Below are 17073 nucleotides of genomic sequence, written 5' to 3'. Positions count from 1 at the left end.
ACCGAAGGCGGGCTAAGAACGACTGGCCGCTCACCACCAGTCAGCCAGATGCCACCGCTCTCTCCCCTAAAAAACGGCTCAGCTGACCTGCACGATCACGCGGAGCGCTGTCCGTGTCTGGCCGTCGACACGGGCGCCGATCACGATCTTCTCCCCGGCCTTCACCGTCGATATATCCACTTTGTTCTTACCTCGGCGCACAATCGTGCTATCCGTGACCGAGTAGGAGACGGTGTATCCGTCATCGCTGCGGACGGTCAACGACGAGCCGGACACCGCCGTCACGGTCCCCTTCTGCACCTCGAACGTCTTGAATCCGTCCGCCGTCCGCGCCACGAACTCCCCATGCACGCCTTTGTCCGCGAGCCAGGCGCGATGGCCTCGAACATCAGACGCCACCTCCGAGATCGGGTCGGCGGTGGCAGTCGTGGCATTCGCGGTCGGTGTGACGGGCCCTCCCGAGTCGGCCAGTGCCACGGTCGCGGCGCTACCGGCCGCGATGACCGCGGCGCCCGCCATCGCGGCGAGCTTCGTCGCCATTGATATCCTCACGTCGTCACCTCCGTTGAACGCGGCCACCGTGGTCCGCGACACCGTCACCCTGCCGGGGCGCCGTGTGTCTTTCGTCAGAGAAATGTCAGAACTGTGTGAGAGCCTGTCCGGGGCCGGGCTTTTGATCAGTATGTCGGAATGACGATCTCAAATACACGCTACGAATGCCCGACAACAGGAATGTGGATCAAGGAACGGGATTGAGGTGCGTGCATCGCGCGGCGACAGAGGGATGCGCTGGAGGCCGTGGGGAGCGACCGAGGAGCCGGGGTACCTGTGCATCGCACCGCGACGGATGGGCAGCGCTGACGCGAGGTGCGCACCCCAGCCCCGCAATGCCGCATCCTCTATTGCCGGGCACTCAAGTGGTCAGGGACCCGCGGCCGAAGTCCGGCCAACCGGGGAGGGCAAGGTCGCACTGTGCTGAATGCCGGTAAGCGGCGGTCCTGATGATGTCAACATCGACAGGTGTCCCGTAAAAGCCAGCTGCCAGGTCAACGGCACCTGCCCCGTCGACGGACAGGTGGCCATCGCTCCGCCCGCGGGTGCCTCATGGCTTCCCCCGCCGCCGGGTCTTGCGAAAAGTGTCCGGGCGATAACCGACAGGACGGTTAGCCATGACAGACAGTACAGCGCACGGTGCGATAGGCAACACGGCGAGCAGCGGCGTCCAACGGGAGTCCCAGCAACGCGAACTCGGTAAGTTCCTGCAGGCCCACCGTGAACGAATACCCGGGCTGCCGCGAGAGGAAGTTGCACAGCTGTCCGGCCTGGGGCTCGCCTGGTACACCTGGCTCGAGCAAGGACGGGTGGCGGCTTCCCGACCGGTCGTCGAAGCTGTGGCGCGCACTCTGCGGTTGGACGATCATGCTCGACGACATGCTTTGGCACTCGCGGGCCTGCACGCCCCGCCGCGCCGGGCGCGGCACACCCACGATCAACGCCATGCTGTGGCGCGGCTGCTCCAACCCGTTCTGGACAGTTGGCCGACCAGCCCCGCGCTGCTTCTGGACCACAGCTTCGATATCATCGGCTGGAACAACGCCTATGCGGCGCTGTGGACGGACCCCGGCCTCGTCGACGATCGGCGCCGGAACCTCCTGTATCTGATGGTCACCAGCCGGCTGCTCGGCAGCACGCTGCATGAGTGGGAAGCCGTGACCAAGGCTGTGCTCGCGCAGTTCCGCTCGCGCGCCGACGGCGATTTCCAGGACGAACGTGTCCAGGAGATATTCATGCTGCTCGAGGCCGACAAGCCTGACCTGAAGCAGTGGTGGGAAAACCGGTCGGCACACGAGTTCACCAGCCGGAAGGTTACGGTCGCCACCGCGACCGTCGGGGAGATCCTCATGATCATCTCATTGTTCCGTCCCACTGACGACCCGGATGCGACCATCCTGCTGCAGACCCCGGTCACCCCCACTGACCGGGACCGGGTCCGGCAGCTGACGGAACTGCCGGCACGGTGGGTCGGCAACGACCGATCACATGGCTTCTACGACCATTAGAGCGACCGGCAACAGGGACGCGGCGTCGCGGGGCTGGGGCACGCACCTCGCTGTGTTGTCGTCGGTCGACACCCAAGGACCAGGGTGACTCCCTCCTCCGCCTTGCGATGCACGCACCCCAGTCCCGCTCCTTGATCCACACCCCTATTGCCGGGCGCTCTTAGGGCCTGTTTCGAAGGTCATCTGTCTGGCTCGCCGCGTCCAGGCGGCCCCTGGCCGCAGCTCCCTGATCGAACGACGGCTTCCGAAACACGCCGTAGAACGTACAGATCAACCCAACCAGCGGCGGTGCCGCCGCCGGGATGCCTCCGGCCAGAAGTCGACGAAATCCCGTTCCGCGGTCCGCGCACGGCATTCCTCCAGGCCCAACAACAGCCCAAGCGTGAACGCGGTCGGCTTGCCGGCATCCGCGGCCGCCGTGCCCCACGCACGAAGCAGCCCTTGTGCGACGGTGGCATCCTGATGCGTGCCGAGCAGTTCCTGGATCTGCTCGGCCAGCCTGGCGAGCTCCACCGCGTCGGATCCGAAGAGCGGTACGGCGGTCTCGGCCGCGTATCGCAAGCGCTTCGCCTGCTTGCGGGCGCTGTGCAGCTGGATGTCCCGCTCATGCCCGGACGGCGTGGCCAGGGCCGCGGCAACCTTGCGAGTCAGCCGACGATCGGCGCGTCCGATCAGCTGCGGGACGGCGATACGCGCTGGCTGCGCTGCCGGGCCACGCAGCGGTCCGGCAACCATCGCCTGTAGATCAGCGATGAGCGTCAGGTAACGCTCGCTGCGCAGCATCGCCAAGGTCTCGCCGCGAGCCTCAGCCCGGCCCGCGAGCAGCTGGCTGTCAATCGTCTCGACGACCGGACCGCGTACCAGCTCACCGGGCAGTTCGGCCATCCGCCCGTCGAAGTACTCGACCATCACCTCGCAGTCGCGGGCCGCGGACAGCGCACCGGCCAGATCGCGTAGCTCCCCGTCCAGGTGGGTGACGACCGCCGGGTCGAACATCGGCGCGAAGGTACGCAGCGTGCTGCGAAACCGGCGGGTCGCCACCCGCATCTTGTGCACGGCATCCGGTACGTCCAGGCGGACGCGGGGATCGGTGGCGAGCAGCACCTCCACCTGGGCCGCCAGGTAGGCCCGAACCACCTCGCCGGCCGGCGACTTCGGCCTCAGCCTGCCCCGGGACTGCTGCGCCGCGGATCGCCGTTGGTTCGCCAGCGTCGGCCCCAGCGCCCGCGCGAGTTTGGACGGCTCCACGGCCTGGGACGCGCCAGCCGCGGACAGGGTAGCGCCGACCCTGTCCAGCAGGCTGTTCTCACCAGCACCGACACGTTCGACCTCGATCTCGCGCCACGCACGGCGCCGTGGGCGCGCGGTGTTCCCGCTGAGAGTCTGGGAGCTGACGCAGTCGTCAACCACCTCGGCGAGATCAGCTCCGGCGGCATTGCGAAGGCGGATCGCTGTACGGCTCGTGACCAGCCGCGCCACCGGTTGCAGCGGCGCACCACGCAGGTGGACGGATACCAGCTCCACCAGCTCGGCGGGCGGAGCGCTGTCCGCCCAGCCGTTGGCTGGTCCGGCGGCGGCGTGAGCGGCGGCAGACACTTCTGGTACTGGATCAGCCACAACCGGCAGCTGGCCGCTCCTCCCGGCTGGATCGTTCGCCCCGTCGACGCCGTCCGCAACCGGGTAAAGAGGGCGCTGGATCTCGGTACGCTCACCGGCTTTGATCGGCAGCTTCAGGTGCCAGCCCTCGTCGTGCCCTCCGGTCCGCCGCCGGAATGTGATCTTACTGTTGGCCAGCCGAAAATCGTCGGAGTCATAGTAGACCGCTTCCAGGGTGACCGTTTCCGGCTCGGTAACGCTAGTGACACCTTGCAGCTGATCCAGCGCGGGAAGCGCGAAGGCTGGATCAACCGCGAACTTACGTTCGACTTCCCTCAGTTCACCGCCCATGCCGTGCCCTTTCATCACATCCGACCGAAGCGCCGCCATCGACGGATGGCAATAATCTCGCTACCGGCGACAATTCAGTCACGCCAATCACACACAATAAACAGCAAAAAGATAACTGTTGTTCAACGAATGTTAACCACCTTGGCGCTCCGATGCCCGCTTCGCCACCTGCCGCGATGCCTGCTTCGATGCCCACCCCAACGCCCGCGCCCAACAAGATCACGGCTGGGGGAGCCAGGACACCTTGCCGACCAAAATCACATAACCGACAAAAGCAACTGAATCGATCAGGGAATGAGCTACGACAAGTGGACCGATCCGCCCGTGACGTTGATAGATCCGACCGAAAAGCAGGCCCATGAGCAAATTAGAGACAAAACCACCGAAACCCTGATACAGATGGTATGAGCCACGCAGGACAGCGCTCGTGGCGAGCGCTGTCCGGTCGTTCCAGCCAAACCGGCGCAATCGGGTCAACAGGTAGCCGACCACAACGACCTCCTCGAGCAGCGCGTTCTCCACCGCCGACGCCAGCAGGACGGGGACGCGCCACCACACAGCCGGCAGGCTTGTGGGGACCACGGTCAGGTTCACGCCCGAGTGCCAGGCGAGCAGGTACAGCCCGAGCCCGGTACCGCCGACCATGGCGGCGAGCCCGGCCCCGAAGCCGACGTCGCGGCCGGGCCGGCGACAGTCAAGCCCGATGGCGGACGGGCCGCCGCCGTCACGCGCGAGCAGGTTCAGCGCCAACAGCGCGGGTACCAGCGCGGTTGCGATACCGACCAGTTGCAATGCGAGATCGAGCCACGGACGTCCCGGAGCCGCCGACGAGTTCAGCTCGGCAACCTGCCGACGAAGCGGCACAGGCGCGGTCAGGTCACCGATGTAACGGACGGCGGCCCACAGCGCGGAGGCTCCCAGCGAGACACCGAGGACGAGCCACACCTCGGCTACGAGCAGCCGCCGGGACAACGGCCGGCCGATCCCGCCCAGGCCACCGGCGCCAGCGGCTGACCGGTCGGCCTCGATCGGTACCGCGGTCCGCTCATCCCCACGCACACCCATCTGGCGACCGTAGCCGTCCAGGCGAACCGCACGTCCTGACGGCCGGCTCCGCATGCTGCCCGCCCAGATCCTGACAGCGGGCGTCACCAGCCGAGGGCTCCGGGCCCGCGAGGACTCCGGACAACAACACCAGCACAGGATAAAATCATCCTAATCACAACAAACCATGATCTTAAAATGCAAAAAAGATCTTTTTTACTCTATAAAATTTCTACATTGCGTAAAATATATGTATCGTATGCACCCGGGAAGTGCGTACCGAGCGGGCACCGCAGCACGAAGATGGGACAAAACAGCAGATGACATCCTGTTCTGTCACGCTTACCCCAGCACCGTGCCCACGGCTCCGAGCCGCTGACCGCGAAGCGGATATCCCACGGCAACGGGCTGACAGCCCCAGCGAACGGATCACATGAACGACGCCCAGGACTGGACAGCCCCGTCAACGCGCCTGCTGGTCATGCGCCGGATCCAGCTGGCTCTCATCGCCGCTCCGACGATCACGACCGTCGGCCTGCTGGGCGCATTCATGGGCTCAGCGGGACTCGGCGGACTACTCGCTCTGGTGATCGCCGCGGTGGCGCTGGCCTGGGAACGGCTTCTCCATCACCGGATCAGGGCCTGGGCCTATGCCGAACGCGAGGACGACCTCCTCGTTCGACGGGGTGTCATGATTCGCAGACTTTCCGTGATTCCCTACGGCAGGATGCAGTTCGTCGACGTCACCGCTGGGCCCGTTGAGCGCATGTTCGGGCTCGCTACCGTACGCATGCACACCGCTGCCGCAGCGAGTGACGCCAGAATCCCGGGACTCCTCGCGGCCGAGGCGGCCCGGCTTCGTGACGCGCTGGCCGCTCTGGGCGAAGCCAAAGCAGCCGGGCTGTGAACAGCGCCGACGAGCACTCCGCCATGGACGCAACGGCGATACAACGGTCGGCGGCGGGGCCGTCCAGGGCAGAAGCGTCCGCGACGGCCGGACCGGCCGGTGAACAGGCCGGTGAACAGGCCGGTGAGCGGAGCGACGGCCAACCCATCGCGGGACTTGCCGGCGGATGGCGCCGTCTGCACCCTCTGTCACCGCTGGTACGGGCCGGTCGCCACCTCGTGGTGGTGGCGACTCTCCTGCTGTCCGGCGCCGTAACCCACCAACAGGACAGCGGCGGGCAAGGACGCTACTGGGATCTCGCGGTTGTCGCCGTGGTCGTCATCATCGGGGTGATCTCGTGGCTGGTCACCCGGTGGCAGGTTGACAACGGCACGCTGCGAATCGAGACAGGGTTGCTGCGCCGCAGCTCGCAGCGGTACCCGCTATCCCAGATCCAGGCGATCGACCTGGTGGAATCCGGGCTGGCGCGGATGTTAGGCCTCGCCGAACTCCACCTGCGGATGGCGGCATCCGGTGGCTCCACCGGCCGGCTGGCCTGTCTACGCAAGGCGGACGCGGAGATCCTGCGGGCACGCCTGCTGGCCCTCGCGCACGGGGTCGCCGAGGATTCACCGCCGCCCCCGGAACAGCTGCTGGTGGCGCTGTCCACCCGGCGGCTGATCACCTCCATACTGCTGAGCGGCCAGGGAGTCGTCACGATAGGCGCGACCGTCGTCTTCGCCGCGGTCGCGACAGCGATCCCGGCGGCCGTCGGCGCTCTGGGGGGTGCCGTGGGTCTCCTGATCGGGATGCTCACCGCAGCTTGGCGGCGTTTCAACGGCGGCTTCGAGCTCACCGTCTCCGTCGCCGCCGACGGCCTCCATCTACGCTCGGGCGCGATCCAGACCGCCACGGAGACGATCCCGTTCGGCCGTGTCCAAGCGGTCCAGCTGGTCGAACCGCTCCTGTGGCGACCATTGCGCTGGTGCCGCCTCGAGGTCGAGGTGGCGGGCCGGCGGGTCAGGAACGAGAACAGGCCCGAGGGACGCCAGCTGCGGGCTGTGCTGCCGGTCGGGGACCATGGCCAAGCCGCGTTCTTACTGTCCCAGCTCATTCCCACGGCGCCCACCGCCGATCGGCGCGCCCCGGCCCGCGCCCGGTGGAAGGCTCCACTGCGCTATCGCTACCTCGCCTGGGGAGACAGCAAGACCTGCATCGTAACGACCAACGGTCGGGTACGCCGGGTCACACGATGGGTCCCGTTGGAAAAAGTCCAGAGCATCCGCCGGGTCCAGGGACCACTACAGCGGATGTTCGGCCTGGCCACGATCCATCTCGATACCGCCGGTCGACGCATCCAGGCGGAACTTACCGATCGTGACGTCGAAGAAGCCGACCATCAGTTGGCTGTCATTCCCGGCCGCTGCCGAGCGGCCCGCCACACGTCACGGCTACCGCAGCCGTTTCATGGCCAGTGATCCTCATAGCCGCTTCTGTCGGGCCGTGGGCCAGCTTCGCGAGATCTATGGATCAGGTCACGTCATCTCTTGGCGCGTCGTAGAGTGGACCCATGGCGCGTCTGGGTGACCTTGAGCGGTCAGTCATGGACGTACTGTGGGATACAGACGGTTGGCTGACCGCGCGTGAGGTAGCGACCCGCCTCGACCACGAACGCGACCTTGCCTACACCACCGTCCTCACGGTGCTGGAACGCCTCGAGCGCAAGGGTTTCGTCCAGCGGGAGCGCGCCGAGCGCGCGCACCGCTACCGGGCGTCGAGCAGCAGGGACGCCGTTGTCGCCGAGGCCATGCTGGCGGTCCTCGACACCACCGATGATCGCGGCTCGGCGCTGGTCCGCTTCGTCGGTTCGGTGTCCCCGGCCGAAGCCGAGATCCTTCGCCGGGCGCTGACCCGGCCGACGGGCGCCGAGGACGACGGATCGGACACACTGCGTCCACAGGACGAACCACCTCCTGCCGACAGAGGTACTGTTCACCCGCTATGACGACCGCGGCCGTTCTCACCCTGTTCGCGTGCGCCCTTGCGTGGCCGGTTCCGCGGCTGCTCGCGGCGGCCCGTTGGCCGTCCCGCTGCCCGCGGTCGGCGATCGTGCTGTGGCAGGCCGTCGGACTTGCGGGCGGAGTCTCCGCGCTGCTAGCGGTGATCGCTTTCACCTTCGCGCCGCTGTCGACGAACATGCCGGTGAGTGTCCGCGATCATGCCAGCCATCTGGCGGCCGGTGAGCCTCTGGCCGGGCTCGGCTGGATCAACCTGATCGGTCTCGCGGTGGCATCCGCGCTTGCCGCCCGCCTGTTCGGCGTACTCGCCCTATGCACATCCCGGACCCTGCGGCAACGGCGCCGTCACCGCCATCTGGTCGACCTCGCCGGTCACGACCACAGTGAACAGGCCTGTCGACGTAGTCGGCTCCGCGTTCTGGACCATCCGGTCGCGGTCGCATACTGTCTGCCCGGTGTGCGTCACACCCGGGTAGTCGTCTCCAAAGGGCTGCTCACCGCACTCGCCGCGGACGAGCTGGAAGCCGTCCTCGTGCACGAGGAAGCTCATGCTCGGAGCCGCCACGATCTCGTCATCCAGCCTTTCGTGGCCTGGCAGGAAACGTTCCCCTTTCTGTCACCAGCCCGTGAGGCAACCGCCGCGGTGTCTCTGTTGGTCGAGATGCTCGCCGACGACGCCGCTGCCCGGCGTACCAGCGGGCAGACGCTCGCGCGCGCACTGGCCAGGCTCGGCGTCGCCCGCTCCCCGGTGCCGGCGGGCGCGGTCGCGATCAGCGGTGTGCCCCAGCACCAGCTGTCTGAACGATGCCGGACGCTGTGGCCGGCGCGTGCCAGCCACAGCAGCGGCACGATAGACAACGGGGACACGAACGCTCCGGTGGCCGAGAGCGCCCGGTCGCCGATCGACACTCCGTTGGTCGCCCGCATCTCGCGCCTGCTGGATCCATCGCCCCGGACGCCACTGTGGGCGCATGCGACGATCTATCTGACGGCCGCCGCCGTCAGTGCGTTCCCCGTGTTCGTCCTGGTGACCGTCTGAGCGCGTGCCCCGCCCTCGCATTGGTCCTCGCATTGGTCCTCGCATTTCGATTCGCCCCCGCGTTTGGTCGTGGCTGGCAGCGGGCATCGCCAACCACATGCCTGACCGGTGGAAGGGCGGCTTTCTTGATCTTTTCAACTCGTCGCGTCACTCACCACGATGGATTTGTTCACGCCAGGCGTATTCGGTCTCGGCCACAAGGTGACAACATGGATACGTCTCGTTTCTCTTCGGCTCACACGCGCTGATGGTCCGACGCACAGGTATCCCGGATCGTCGTGAACCAGCAAGATCGGACGAGCTGGAAAGCCTTGAGCTGGCCGCGCTACTGACTGACCTAGCTCCAATTGGCCTACTGATTGTCGACACAGAGCTACGAATACGTCACATGAACAAGACCATACGCACCCTCAACGGTCTGTCCATGGCGGACATCGGAGACAAGACGATCTCGGAGCTGCTTCCCGATGTGGACCCTCAGGCATGGGACGTGATCCGGCGGGTGCTGGACACCGGGAAGCCTATCCTCGATGTCGAAATCGCCGGACGCACTCCAGCAAGCTGGCCGCACCGCCACATATGGAGCGTTTCTCACTATCCGATCCACGATCGGCGCGGCGCCACGACGGCGGTCGGCGTGGCAGTGATCGACATCACCGAACAACGACAGGCGGAAGCCGATCGCGAGGCCGTGGAACAGCGGCTTCGCCTGCTGGGCCGAGCCAGCGGGCTGGTCGGCGCGTCCCTGAAACTACCGGACACGCTGGCGGCGATCGTCGACCTCGCAGTCCCCGAATTCGCCGACAACTGCGAGGTCCTCCTGGCCGACGAAACGCTCGACACCGGCACCCACCCGGACAGGCTGGCGCTACGCGGCGCCAGGCACGCCAACACGCCGCGCTCCGCCTCACCAAATCCGATCAATACCGTGGGAACTCTGGTCTATCTTGATCAGGATAATCCCGCTCATCGAGCATTCGCCACGCGTCGACCAGTGCTTTTCAACATAACAGAACGAATAATACGCAGCGTCCAAATACCCGAACCGCACGACTTCTTCAAACAGATCGCAATCGACATGGCGATCGTGGTCCCGCTGCTGGTGGGCCGGCAGTTCTTCGGGGTCGTCTACTTCGGCATCGGCTCGTCCCGGCGTCGTTATACCGACTGGGACGTGCAGACCGCGGCTGAACTGGGAAGCAGGATCTCCAGTGCGGTGGCCAACGCCCGGGCCTACGCCAGCCAGCGCGCCGCCGCCATCGCTTTGCAACGCGGCCTGCTGCCGCACGAAACCCCTGCTGTCGAAGGTCTGGATATCGCCTGGCGTTACGAACCTGGGACGGCCGGTACTGAAGTTGGTGGCGACTGGTTCGACATCATCCCGCTGTCTGCGGGCAGGGCCGCGCTGGTCATCGGTGATGTCATGGGCCGGGGCCTCACGGCCGCGGCCGTCATGGGGCAGGTCCGTTCCGCCGTCCGCGCCTTCGCCGCTCTCGACCTGCCCGCGGCCGACATCCTCACCCACCTCGACGACCTCGTCCAGAACCTCGGCAGCGGCCCCGATCAAACGCTCATCAGCTGTATCTATGCGATTTTCGAGCCTGCTACCGGCACTATCTGCATTGCCAACGCGGGCCATCTGGATCCCGTCCTCACCTGTCCGGACGGAAAGGTCCGCCGCCTCGAAGGCCACGGCGATCCGATCCTCGGCCTCGGGCTGGGGGAACAGACGTACACCGAAACACGGCACGTGTTCGCAGCCGAAACCACACTTGCGCTCTTCACCGACGGCCTGGTCGAGTCCCCCACCGTCGGCATCGACGAAGGCTGTCGACGAATCGAGCTCATGTTCAGCTCCATCAATCGTGACGCCGAACAGAAACAGGCGCATGATCTCGGCAGGACCGCCGACCGGATGCTCAGCCTCATCGACCGGGGCGAAGGCTACGACGATGACGTCGCGCTGCTACTCGTCCGTGCCACCACCACCGCTACCACCGCCACCACCGCGATCGCCCCGCGTCCCCAGGCAGCCAAGGCCGCGCGCGAAGCCGTCCTGAGCGCCCTCAGCCGCTGGGGAATCATAGGCGCTGCCTTCACCGTCGAACTGCTGGTCAGCGAATTGGTCACCAACGCGATCCGGTATGCGAGCGCCCCGAGTCAACTGATCCTACGGCGCGGCCAGCACGCCCTCTATGTCGAGGTCTCCGACGAAGACACCCGGGTCCCCCGCCTGCTGCATCCCACCGTCGACGACGAGGGCGGACGCGGCCTGCAGCTCGTCGCCGAACTGGCCACCCGCTGGGGCGCCAGGCCCACCCGGACCGGTAAGACCGTCTGGTTCCAGCTCGATCTCCCTGCGCCGACTGAAAACGACTGACCGGGTGCAGCTGGACGGCAACTCGTCAAGAATCCGGCCGCCCGCCCCGCACATGCTCATCTACCGCGTGGCAGAGTGCGGCCGGCTACGCACAGAAATGCGCCGCATCCAGCACCACCTGAAGTCACGGACCTGGATGCGGGTCTCGGGCTGACGATGCCGGCGACGGAACGCAGGCCGCCCTCCTCACCGAACGGAGCACAGGTCTCCCGCCGGCTGGGCGGGGTGACACCGAACTGCCGCTCCACGGGTCGACACACCCCGTTGCATAATTGAAAAAAATTCCATTTTGTGGTAGCCTTGCGGCCGGCATGTAACTTCACTCGCGTGGACATCGGATATCCCAGCCGGACGGCGCTGACCGCCGCTGCCGCGCGCGCCGCCCATCTCCTAGTTGACAAAGACCCGACTATCTTCTCCGACCCGCTGGCGGCTCCGCTCCTAGGAGAACACGCGGCGGAACTCATCTCCTACCACCAGTTGCATGGCTCCCACCTGGTACTGGCCGGCGCCAGGGTAACCGTGTTGACCAGAGCTCGCTTCGTGGAAGATTGTCTGACAAACGCCGTCCGTCGCGGCGTCGGCCAGTACGTGATTCTGGGCGCCGGCCTGGACTCCTTTGCTTATCGCTCAACATTTGGGAAGCGGCTGCGAGTATTCGAGATCGACCACCCGCTCAGTCAGGACTGGAAGCGGCGTGCCCTTGCCAAGGCGGATATTTCCATACCGGACACCGTCTCTTTCGTTCCGTTTGACCTGCGCACCGGCCGGTTGCTCGAGGCGCTGGAGGCAGCCAGCCTCGATCTGGGCCGCCCGGCCTTTGTGAGCTGCCTCGGGGTGGCCATGTACCTCCCAATCGAGGTCGTCGATCAGACGATGGCGCTGGTCGGTGGTCTCGCGACCGGCACAGAAATCGTCGTAGAGCACATGCTGCCGGCGAACCTACGCGACGCTGCCGGCCAGGGCTATGTCGACGCCGTTGCCCCCGCATCCGCCTCCCACGGGGAACCATGGTTGACCTTCTTAAGCCCGGATGCAATGGCGCGGATTCTGGAAACCCATGGCTTCGACGTCGTCGAGCAGGTCGGGCAACGTCAAGCGGTGGACACCGGGCTGTGGCAGCGCAACGATTCCCTGCACCCGTACAGCCTGTCAAACCTGACTCGCGCCATCGTCCGGCCGGCCCGTCCGTTCGATTCTTCACATCCACCAAAGCCGGCGTAGAACCTCCGCGCTCCACCAGGTTCACTGGTCCCAACAAGTTGAACAGGCAAGGGGTCCCGGCCCTGCCCTGTCGGCGCGGGAGTGCAGCTGCCCGGAGGATTGGTCTTGATCTGGAGTTCAGACCGCCTGTGCCTTGGCCGCGGCCTTCATCGCCTTCTTGTAGGCACGAACCTTGTCACGGGTGACCGTGTCGATGATGTCGGCGATCGAAAGGTACGATCCGTCATCCCCGAACGGCGCGGACACCTCCCGCCAGCCTGGCGGCGTCACGCCAAGCTGCTTGCCAAGAAGCGCCACAAAAATCTTGGCTTTCTGCGTACCGAAACCCGGCAGTGCCGCCACCCGCCTCAGTAGCTCCTTGCCGTCGGCCGCGGTCGTCCACACGCGGGCCGCGTTGCCGTCGTAGGTGTCGACGATGAGCTGACACATGCTCTGCACCCGCTTGGCCATCGAACCGGGGAACCGATGCAGCGCCGGCTGCTGGGAGAAGGCCGCGCCGAGTTCGTCTGGGTCGGCCCTGGCGAGATCCGCCGCGTTCAGGGAACGACCAAGCCGTCGGGCCAGCTCGCAGGGAGCCGCGAACGCCCGCTCAAGAGGAATCTGTTGGTCCAGCACCATCCCGATCAGCAACGCGAGCGGATCGTTCGTCAGCAGCTCGTCCGCCTCGGCGATCTGACTCAGATGCAGTCCCACGACATCACCGTAGCCGGACCGGGGCAGCCGTCGCATCGCTGGTCCGGTCGCTGCACAGTCGACGCCGCCGCGTCCCGTCCCACCCGACCGTCGGCGTCCGGGCGGTGCACCGCGGTCGTGCCGACCGGCCTCGCCACCTTTTTGGGCTGGGCTCACTGCTGTGCGGCCTGACGCCCAGCATCGGCTGGCTGACCACGGCCCCGCTCAGCTGAGCAGAGTTCGCAGCTCCTCGGCGTCCATACCGGCCTGGCGAAGGATCGAGGCGAGGGTACCCGTCGCCAGTTCACGGTGCAGCGGCACGATCACGGTACGGGCCGCAGCCTTGTGCCGGAGCTTGCAGTGCGAGCCTCTTGTGCTCACCTCGTCAAAGCCCGCACGACGCAATGCCCGGACAGCCTCCGGACCTGAGACTCTGGGGAACGCGGGTGTCACGCTGACAAGCGGACGTCGACGGGCGCGACGATCGGCCCGTCAACGGAGACCGTCGGAACCGGCTCATCCTCGAAGTACAGCTCCAGTGCCTCGCGCAGGTTCGCCAGCGACTCCTCCACGCTTGGGCCCTGACTTGCCACCTCGACCTCAAGGGCCCGCGCCACGTACCAGTCGCCTTCGTGGGTGACGATCGCGGTCAGCCGGACAGCTCGCTCCATGGAGATCATGGTAGCCCTGTCAGGCGCGTATCGCGCGCGTACCTACCAGCGGCAGGCCACCCAGACCGCACCCACGTTCCGTCATCGATTCCATACTTATCGAGAGCCGCGTCGCGATCCGTTCCTTGTTTGTCCGATTTACTGGTCCAGCACCATGCCAATAAGAGCGTCCGAGGATGGGGCGTTCGATCAGTGAGCGGCTCATCCGCGCCCGGTCCGGCAAGGCGGCGGAGGAAGGCGCCCTGGTGCTGGGCGCCGACTGACGACAACGCGGCCGGGCGGGACGCCGCGAGCCGCGAGCCGGACAGTCCTATCCTCGGACGCTCTTACTTGCTCATAGAACTCGAACGTTCTGGACGGCGAACTCACACACCAGCCGGTGAGGATACGGCCGCAGGTCCGAGAGCTGAGGAGCAGACGCCATGGGTAAGCACCGCATCCGGAGATCCCCCGGCCGGGCCGTCCGAGTGGCTGGCGTGGCCGCCGCCAGCCTCGCGGTCACCGCGGGCCTCGCGACCACCGCGAGCGCCGCGAGCGCCGCAACGCCCGAAACCGGCGACGGATCGGTCACGCTCTCGATCACCGAGCCCGTCAGCCTCAGCGGGACGGCGGCCGCCACGGTCGACTGCTCAGCCGGGCGGCTCACGTACACGGCCTCGGCGAGTACCGCCACCATCGACGGCTACACCCTCTCGTTCAACGTCCTCGCGACCGGCTACCGCGGCCCCGGCAGCTACACCGGTGTCCTCACACTCCAGCTCACGCAACCCGATGGCAGCAACGTCACTCTGCCCGCCGGCGCCGTACCCACCAGCATCAGCGCGACTGGCGGCGTATCCACCGTCGACCTGACGACCCCCGCGGGGACGGCCATCGACGGCTCGCTTGCCTGGACGTGCTCGTAGTGGCGAGGAGCAGGAAGCGCCGCCGGTTCCACGCCGCAGCGGCGCTTGCCGTGGCCATGCTGGCCGCGCCGACGACTCTCGCCGTCGACACGCCGGCCCTCGCCGCGGCTTCGGCGTCGACACCGTCATGCGCCTGGCGGCTGGAGACAACGCCCTCTACTGCCAACGTGGCGCTCCCGGACAGCGACGCCGTGTACTGGACGACGCCGTTCACGGTCGAGGACGGTCTTAAGATCACGGTCGCGGGCTCCTACGCCGACGCCCGCTACACCTCCCTGACCGTGTACAGCTCCAACCGCGCCCCGTTCACGACCAACGGGGTCAGCTCCGGGCTCCCCGATTTCCTGACCGCCCCGGACGCTGGCAGCGTGAATCCGTGGCAACAGACCGCGGCACCGGGCGGCAACTTCACCGTCACGCTGACCCAGGACGTGGTGGCAGGTGAAAGCAACACGCTACCGCTGGCGCCGGCGGAAACCACGTCGGGCGCGACCGGCTACCTCATCTATCGCGTCTACCTTCCGGCCGGTGGGAATGCGGCCGACGTCCATCTGCCAACCCTTACCTTCACCCAGGACGATGTCTCGAACACGCCGCCGGTATGCGGCGCCAGCACCGCGGCCGACTCCGGGCCCGATATGGTCGCGTCCCAGCCAACCGTCACAGCCAGCGCGGCGAGTCCTCAGTTCGCGCGCGGCGCCTCGGGCACCGGCGGCCTTTTCCCGAATCTGGACAACGCCTACCTGTCGGCAAGCGTGACGCCGCCAGCCGACGGCTCGGTGCTCGTCGTGCACGGCAAGGCCCCCCGAACACCGGCGGGTGACGATCCGGCTCCGTGGCCGGCCGCCGACGCCGATATCCGCTACTGGTCGCTGTGCGACAACCTGGCCAAGCCGCCGCTGCCTGTCGTCGTCAACACGCTACCCGACGGCAGTATCGACTATGGCTGCCGCGCGGACGACGCGACCAGTCTCGATTCCTCCGGCTACTACACCTTCGCGGTCGGCACTGAGGCGCAGCGGTCGGCGATCGACAGCATTCCGGGCGTCACCTTCGTACCGCTCTCCAGCGCCAGCCCGACCTCCCAGCACCTTCTGCTGTTCCGTAATCTGCTCGGCGCCGAGTTCGCCGAATCAGTCCAGAACGTTCCTTCCGATGACAGAGCGGCCACGGCTGCGGTCGTTATGAAGGCCTACTATCCGCGCACTACGTGGTGTTCGGTGACCATCCTCGCGGCCGGGGGCGCAGCGGCCTGCTTCGGATCGTGACGATCCCGTGGGTGGCCAGGCGCCCGCCCTGGCCACCCACCGCACAGATCTGCCCTGGGCCCACGCTGAAACCCTCTAGGCAGGCACCCCACCGGCACAACCCGGCGCCCGTCATCCGTTCCTTGTTTGTCCCGCGCCATCGCGACGGCAGCGTCGCTGGTGGCGCGACACATGCTGTTCACCTGATCGACAGCTGACGTCGCCGAGACGCGACTTCGACGTTAGAATGACGTCATGACTACTGCCGAAGAGATCACGACCAACCTCACCATCCGGGCGCTCCCAGCTCGAGTACGTGCCACTCTGACCGCACGGGCGAAAGCGCGCCGGCAGTCGCTGAACGCCTACGTGCTCGACGTACTCAGCCGCGAGGCGACTACCCCGACCATGGACGAGGTACTCGCCGACATCGACAGCGCTCGCGCCTCGGTAGGGCTTACCACGGACGACGCGGTCGCCGCCGTACGCGCAGTCCGTGATGCGCAGGAGGCACGGTGGGGCTGATCGTCGTTGACGCGTCCGTGATCGTCGATCTACTCGCCGGGGATGACAGCCCACGGCGCAAGGCCGCGAGGGATCGTATGGCCAGCGGCGACGCCTCTTACGCCCCCGCCCATCTGGACATCGAGGTCATCTCGGCGCTCCGCGGCCTGGCCAGACGTACGAGCCGCCTAGCCGAGCACGCCCCGAATCTCGTCGCCAACCTGATCCGCCTACCGATCCGTCGCGAACTGCTCGGCGGGCCGACCGCCCAACGCGTCTGGGAACTTCGAGAAAACATGACCGCATACGACGCCGGTTACGTCGCACTGGCCGAACAGATCGACGCCGTCCTTCTCACCTGTGACGCCAAATACATTGCCGCGACTGGCCCACGCTGCGCCATAGAACTAATCACATAGCGGTTGGCGATCGGGCTCGGACAGCCTCGGTACACACGGACTGCCGCGAACTCGCCG

General features: G+C 66.6%; 17 protein-coding genes. 11 read left to right on the top strand and 6 right to left on the bottom strand.

The features are described from left to right. Window positions 1-78: 78 nt before the first annotated feature. Complete coding sequence (locus MJ797_RS00375) at window positions 79-552, bottom strand: hypothetical protein (RefSeq protein WP_239329229.1); 474 nt, start codon at window positions 550-552, stop codon at window positions 79-81. Window positions 553-1169: 617 nt separating this feature from the next. On the opposite strand from MJ797_RS00375, the gene MJ797_RS00370 reads away from it, so the two are divergent. Further along, window positions 1170-2060, top strand: coding sequence for a helix-turn-helix transcriptional regulator (locus MJ797_RS00370; RefSeq protein WP_239329215.1), 891 nt, complete (start codon window positions 1170-1172; stop codon window positions 2058-2060). Between the two features lie 270 nt (window positions 2061-2330). Here MJ797_RS00370 and MJ797_RS00365 read toward each other — a convergent pair whose 3' ends face one another. Both MJ797_RS00365 and MJ797_RS00360 read right to left on the bottom strand, forming a co-directional pair. After that, window positions 2331-4007: a CYTH and CHAD domain-containing protein gene (locus MJ797_RS00365; protein ID WP_239329204.1), complete on the bottom strand. Its 1677-nt coding sequence runs from the start codon at window positions 4005-4007 to the stop codon at window positions 2331-2333. 219 nt (window positions 4008-4226) lie between these two features. Next, a complete protein-coding gene (locus MJ797_RS00360) occupies window positions 4227-5072 on the bottom strand; it encodes a CPBP family intramembrane glutamic endopeptidase (protein ID WP_239329195.1) in 846 nt (281 codons plus the stop codon). A 412-nt stretch (window positions 5073-5484) separates the two neighbouring features. Between MJ797_RS00360 and MJ797_RS00355 the strand changes: the two genes are divergently transcribed. The 6 genes from MJ797_RS00355 (at window position 5485) to MJ797_RS00330 (ending at window position 12598) form a co-directional block, all read left to right on the top strand. Next, window positions 5485-5958 (top strand): PH domain-containing protein, encoded by a 474-nt coding sequence (locus tag MJ797_RS00355; protein WP_239329184.1) that lies wholly within the window; start codon window positions 5485-5487, stop codon window positions 5956-5958. Further along, window positions 5955-7415, top strand: a complete 1461-nt coding sequence (locus MJ797_RS00350; RefSeq protein ID WP_239329159.1) for a PH domain-containing protein — start codon at window positions 5955-5957, stop codon at window positions 7413-7415. Before MJ797_RS00355 ends, MJ797_RS00350 begins: the two co-directional genes overlap by 4 nt. A gap of 92 nt (window positions 7416-7507) precedes the next feature. Next, window positions 7508-7942, top strand: a complete 435-nt coding sequence (locus MJ797_RS00345) for a BlaI/MecI/CopY family transcriptional regulator (protein WP_239329132.1) — start codon at window positions 7508-7510, stop codon at window positions 7940-7942. Continuing rightward, on the top strand, window positions 7939-8994 hold the full coding sequence (locus tag MJ797_RS00340; protein WP_239329096.1) for a M56 family metallopeptidase: 1056 nt from the start codon (window positions 7939-7941) through the stop codon (window positions 8992-8994). The genes MJ797_RS00345 and MJ797_RS00340 overlap by 4 nt, the downstream gene beginning before the upstream one ends. Window positions 8995-9241: 247 nt before the next feature. Beyond that, complete coding sequence (locus tag MJ797_RS00335) at window positions 9242-11374, top strand: SpoIIE family protein phosphatase (protein WP_239329086.1); 2133 nt, start codon at window positions 9242-9244, stop codon at window positions 11372-11374. Window positions 11375-11665: 291 nt separating this feature from the next. Continuing rightward, window positions 11666-12598 carry an SAM-dependent methyltransferase gene (locus MJ797_RS00330; protein ID WP_308128264.1) on the top strand — a complete coding sequence of 311 codons (933 nt, stop codon included), beginning with the start codon at window positions 11666-11668 and terminating at the stop codon, window positions 12596-12598. A gap of 117 nt (window positions 12599-12715) precedes the next feature. Here the strand turns inward: MJ797_RS00330 and MJ797_RS00325 are convergent, their stop codons facing one another. The 3 genes from MJ797_RS00325 to MJ797_RS00315 form a co-directional block, all read right to left on the bottom strand. After that, complete coding sequence (locus MJ797_RS00325; RefSeq protein WP_374581064.1) at window positions 12716-13327, bottom strand: HhH-GPD-type base excision DNA repair protein; 612 nt, start codon at window positions 13325-13327, stop codon at window positions 12716-12718. A gap of 168 nt (window positions 13328-13495) precedes the next feature. Next, a complete protein-coding gene (locus MJ797_RS00320) occupies window positions 13496-13723 on the bottom strand; it encodes a type II toxin-antitoxin system HicA family toxin (RefSeq protein ID WP_255738058.1) in 228 nt (75 codons plus the stop codon). After that, window positions 13720-13941 carry a type II toxin-antitoxin system HicB family antitoxin gene (locus MJ797_RS00315; RefSeq protein ID WP_239329031.1) on the bottom strand — a complete coding sequence of 74 codons (222 nt, stop codon included), beginning with the start codon at window positions 13939-13941 and terminating at the stop codon, window positions 13720-13722. The genes MJ797_RS00320 and MJ797_RS00315 overlap by 4 nt, the downstream gene beginning before the upstream one ends. Window positions 13942-14363: 422 nt before the next feature. On the opposite strand from MJ797_RS00315, the gene MJ797_RS00310 reads away from it, so the two are divergent. The 4 genes from MJ797_RS00310 to MJ797_RS00295 all read left to right on the top strand — a co-directional run bounded on the left by MJ797_RS00310 (window position 14364) and on the right by MJ797_RS00295 (window position 17016). Continuing rightward, a complete protein-coding gene (locus tag MJ797_RS00310) occupies window positions 14364-14846 on the top strand; it encodes a hypothetical protein (protein ID WP_239329029.1) in 483 nt (160 codons plus the stop codon). Continuing rightward, entirely contained in the window at window positions 14846-16114 is a 1269-nt protein-coding gene (locus tag MJ797_RS00305) for a hypothetical protein (RefSeq protein ID WP_239329019.1), read from the top strand. Before MJ797_RS00310 ends, MJ797_RS00305 begins: the two co-directional genes overlap by 1 nt. Before the next feature lie 234 nt (window positions 16115-16348). Beyond that, window positions 16349-16618: a hypothetical protein gene (locus MJ797_RS00300; protein ID WP_239307827.1), complete on the top strand. Its 270-nt coding sequence runs from the start codon at window positions 16349-16351 to the stop codon at window positions 16616-16618. Then, window positions 16609-17016 carry a type II toxin-antitoxin system VapC family toxin gene (locus MJ797_RS00295; protein ID WP_239329008.1) on the top strand — a complete coding sequence of 136 codons (408 nt, stop codon included), beginning with the start codon at window positions 16609-16611 and terminating at the stop codon, window positions 17014-17016. The genes MJ797_RS00300 and MJ797_RS00295 overlap by 10 nt, the downstream gene beginning before the upstream one ends. Window positions 17017-17073 lie beyond the last annotated feature (57 nt).

The organism is Protofrankia sp. CiP3, from assembly GCF_917627345.1.
Taxonomy (GTDB): Bacteria; Actinomycetota; Actinomycetes; order Frankiales; family Frankiaceae; genus Protofrankia.
The sequence above is the reverse complement of the archived record's forward strand: the minus strand, read 5'-3'. Positions and strand labels throughout refer to the sequence as shown.

Excerpts from the sequence above, each read along its gene's own strand:
- MJ797_RS00365 (WP_239329204.1), bottom strand. The coding sequence starts at position 4,007 with ATGGGCGGTGAACTGAGGGAAGTCGAACGTAAGTTCGCGGTTGATCCA.
- MJ797_RS00325 (WP_374581064.1), bottom strand. The coding sequence starts at position 13,327 with ATGCGACGGCTGCCCCGGTCCGGCTACGGTGATGTCGTGGGACTGCAT.
- MJ797_RS00340 (WP_239329096.1), top strand. The coding sequence starts at position 7,939 with ATGACGACCGCGGCCGTTCTCACCCTGTTCGCGTGCGCCCTTGCGTGG.
- MJ797_RS00315 (WP_239329031.1), bottom strand. The coding sequence starts at position 13,941 with ATGGAGCGAGCTGTCCGGCTGACCGCGATCGTCACCCACGAAGGCGAC.
- MJ797_RS00345 (WP_239329132.1), top strand. The coding sequence starts at position 7,508 with ATGGCGCGTCTGGGTGACCTTGAGCGGTCAGTCATGGACGTACTGTGG.
- MJ797_RS00335 (WP_239329086.1), top strand. The coding sequence starts at position 9,242 with ATGGTCCGACGCACAGGTATCCCGGATCGTCGTGAACCAGCAAGATCG.
- MJ797_RS00360 (WP_239329195.1), bottom strand. The coding sequence starts at position 5,072 with ATGGGTGTGCGTGGGGATGAGCGGACCGCGGTACCGATCGAGGCCGAC.
- MJ797_RS00355 (WP_239329184.1), top strand. The coding sequence starts at position 5,485 with ATGAACGACGCCCAGGACTGGACAGCCCCGTCAACGCGCCTGCTGGTC.
- MJ797_RS00370 (WP_239329215.1), top strand. The coding sequence starts at position 1,170 with ATGACAGACAGTACAGCGCACGGTGCGATAGGCAACACGGCGAGCAGC.
- MJ797_RS00300 (WP_239307827.1), top strand. The coding sequence starts at position 16,349 with ATGACTACTGCCGAAGAGATCACGACCAACCTCACCATCCGGGCGCTC.
- MJ797_RS00310 (WP_239329029.1), top strand. The coding sequence starts at position 14,364 with ATGGGTAAGCACCGCATCCGGAGATCCCCCGGCCGGGCCGTCCGAGTG.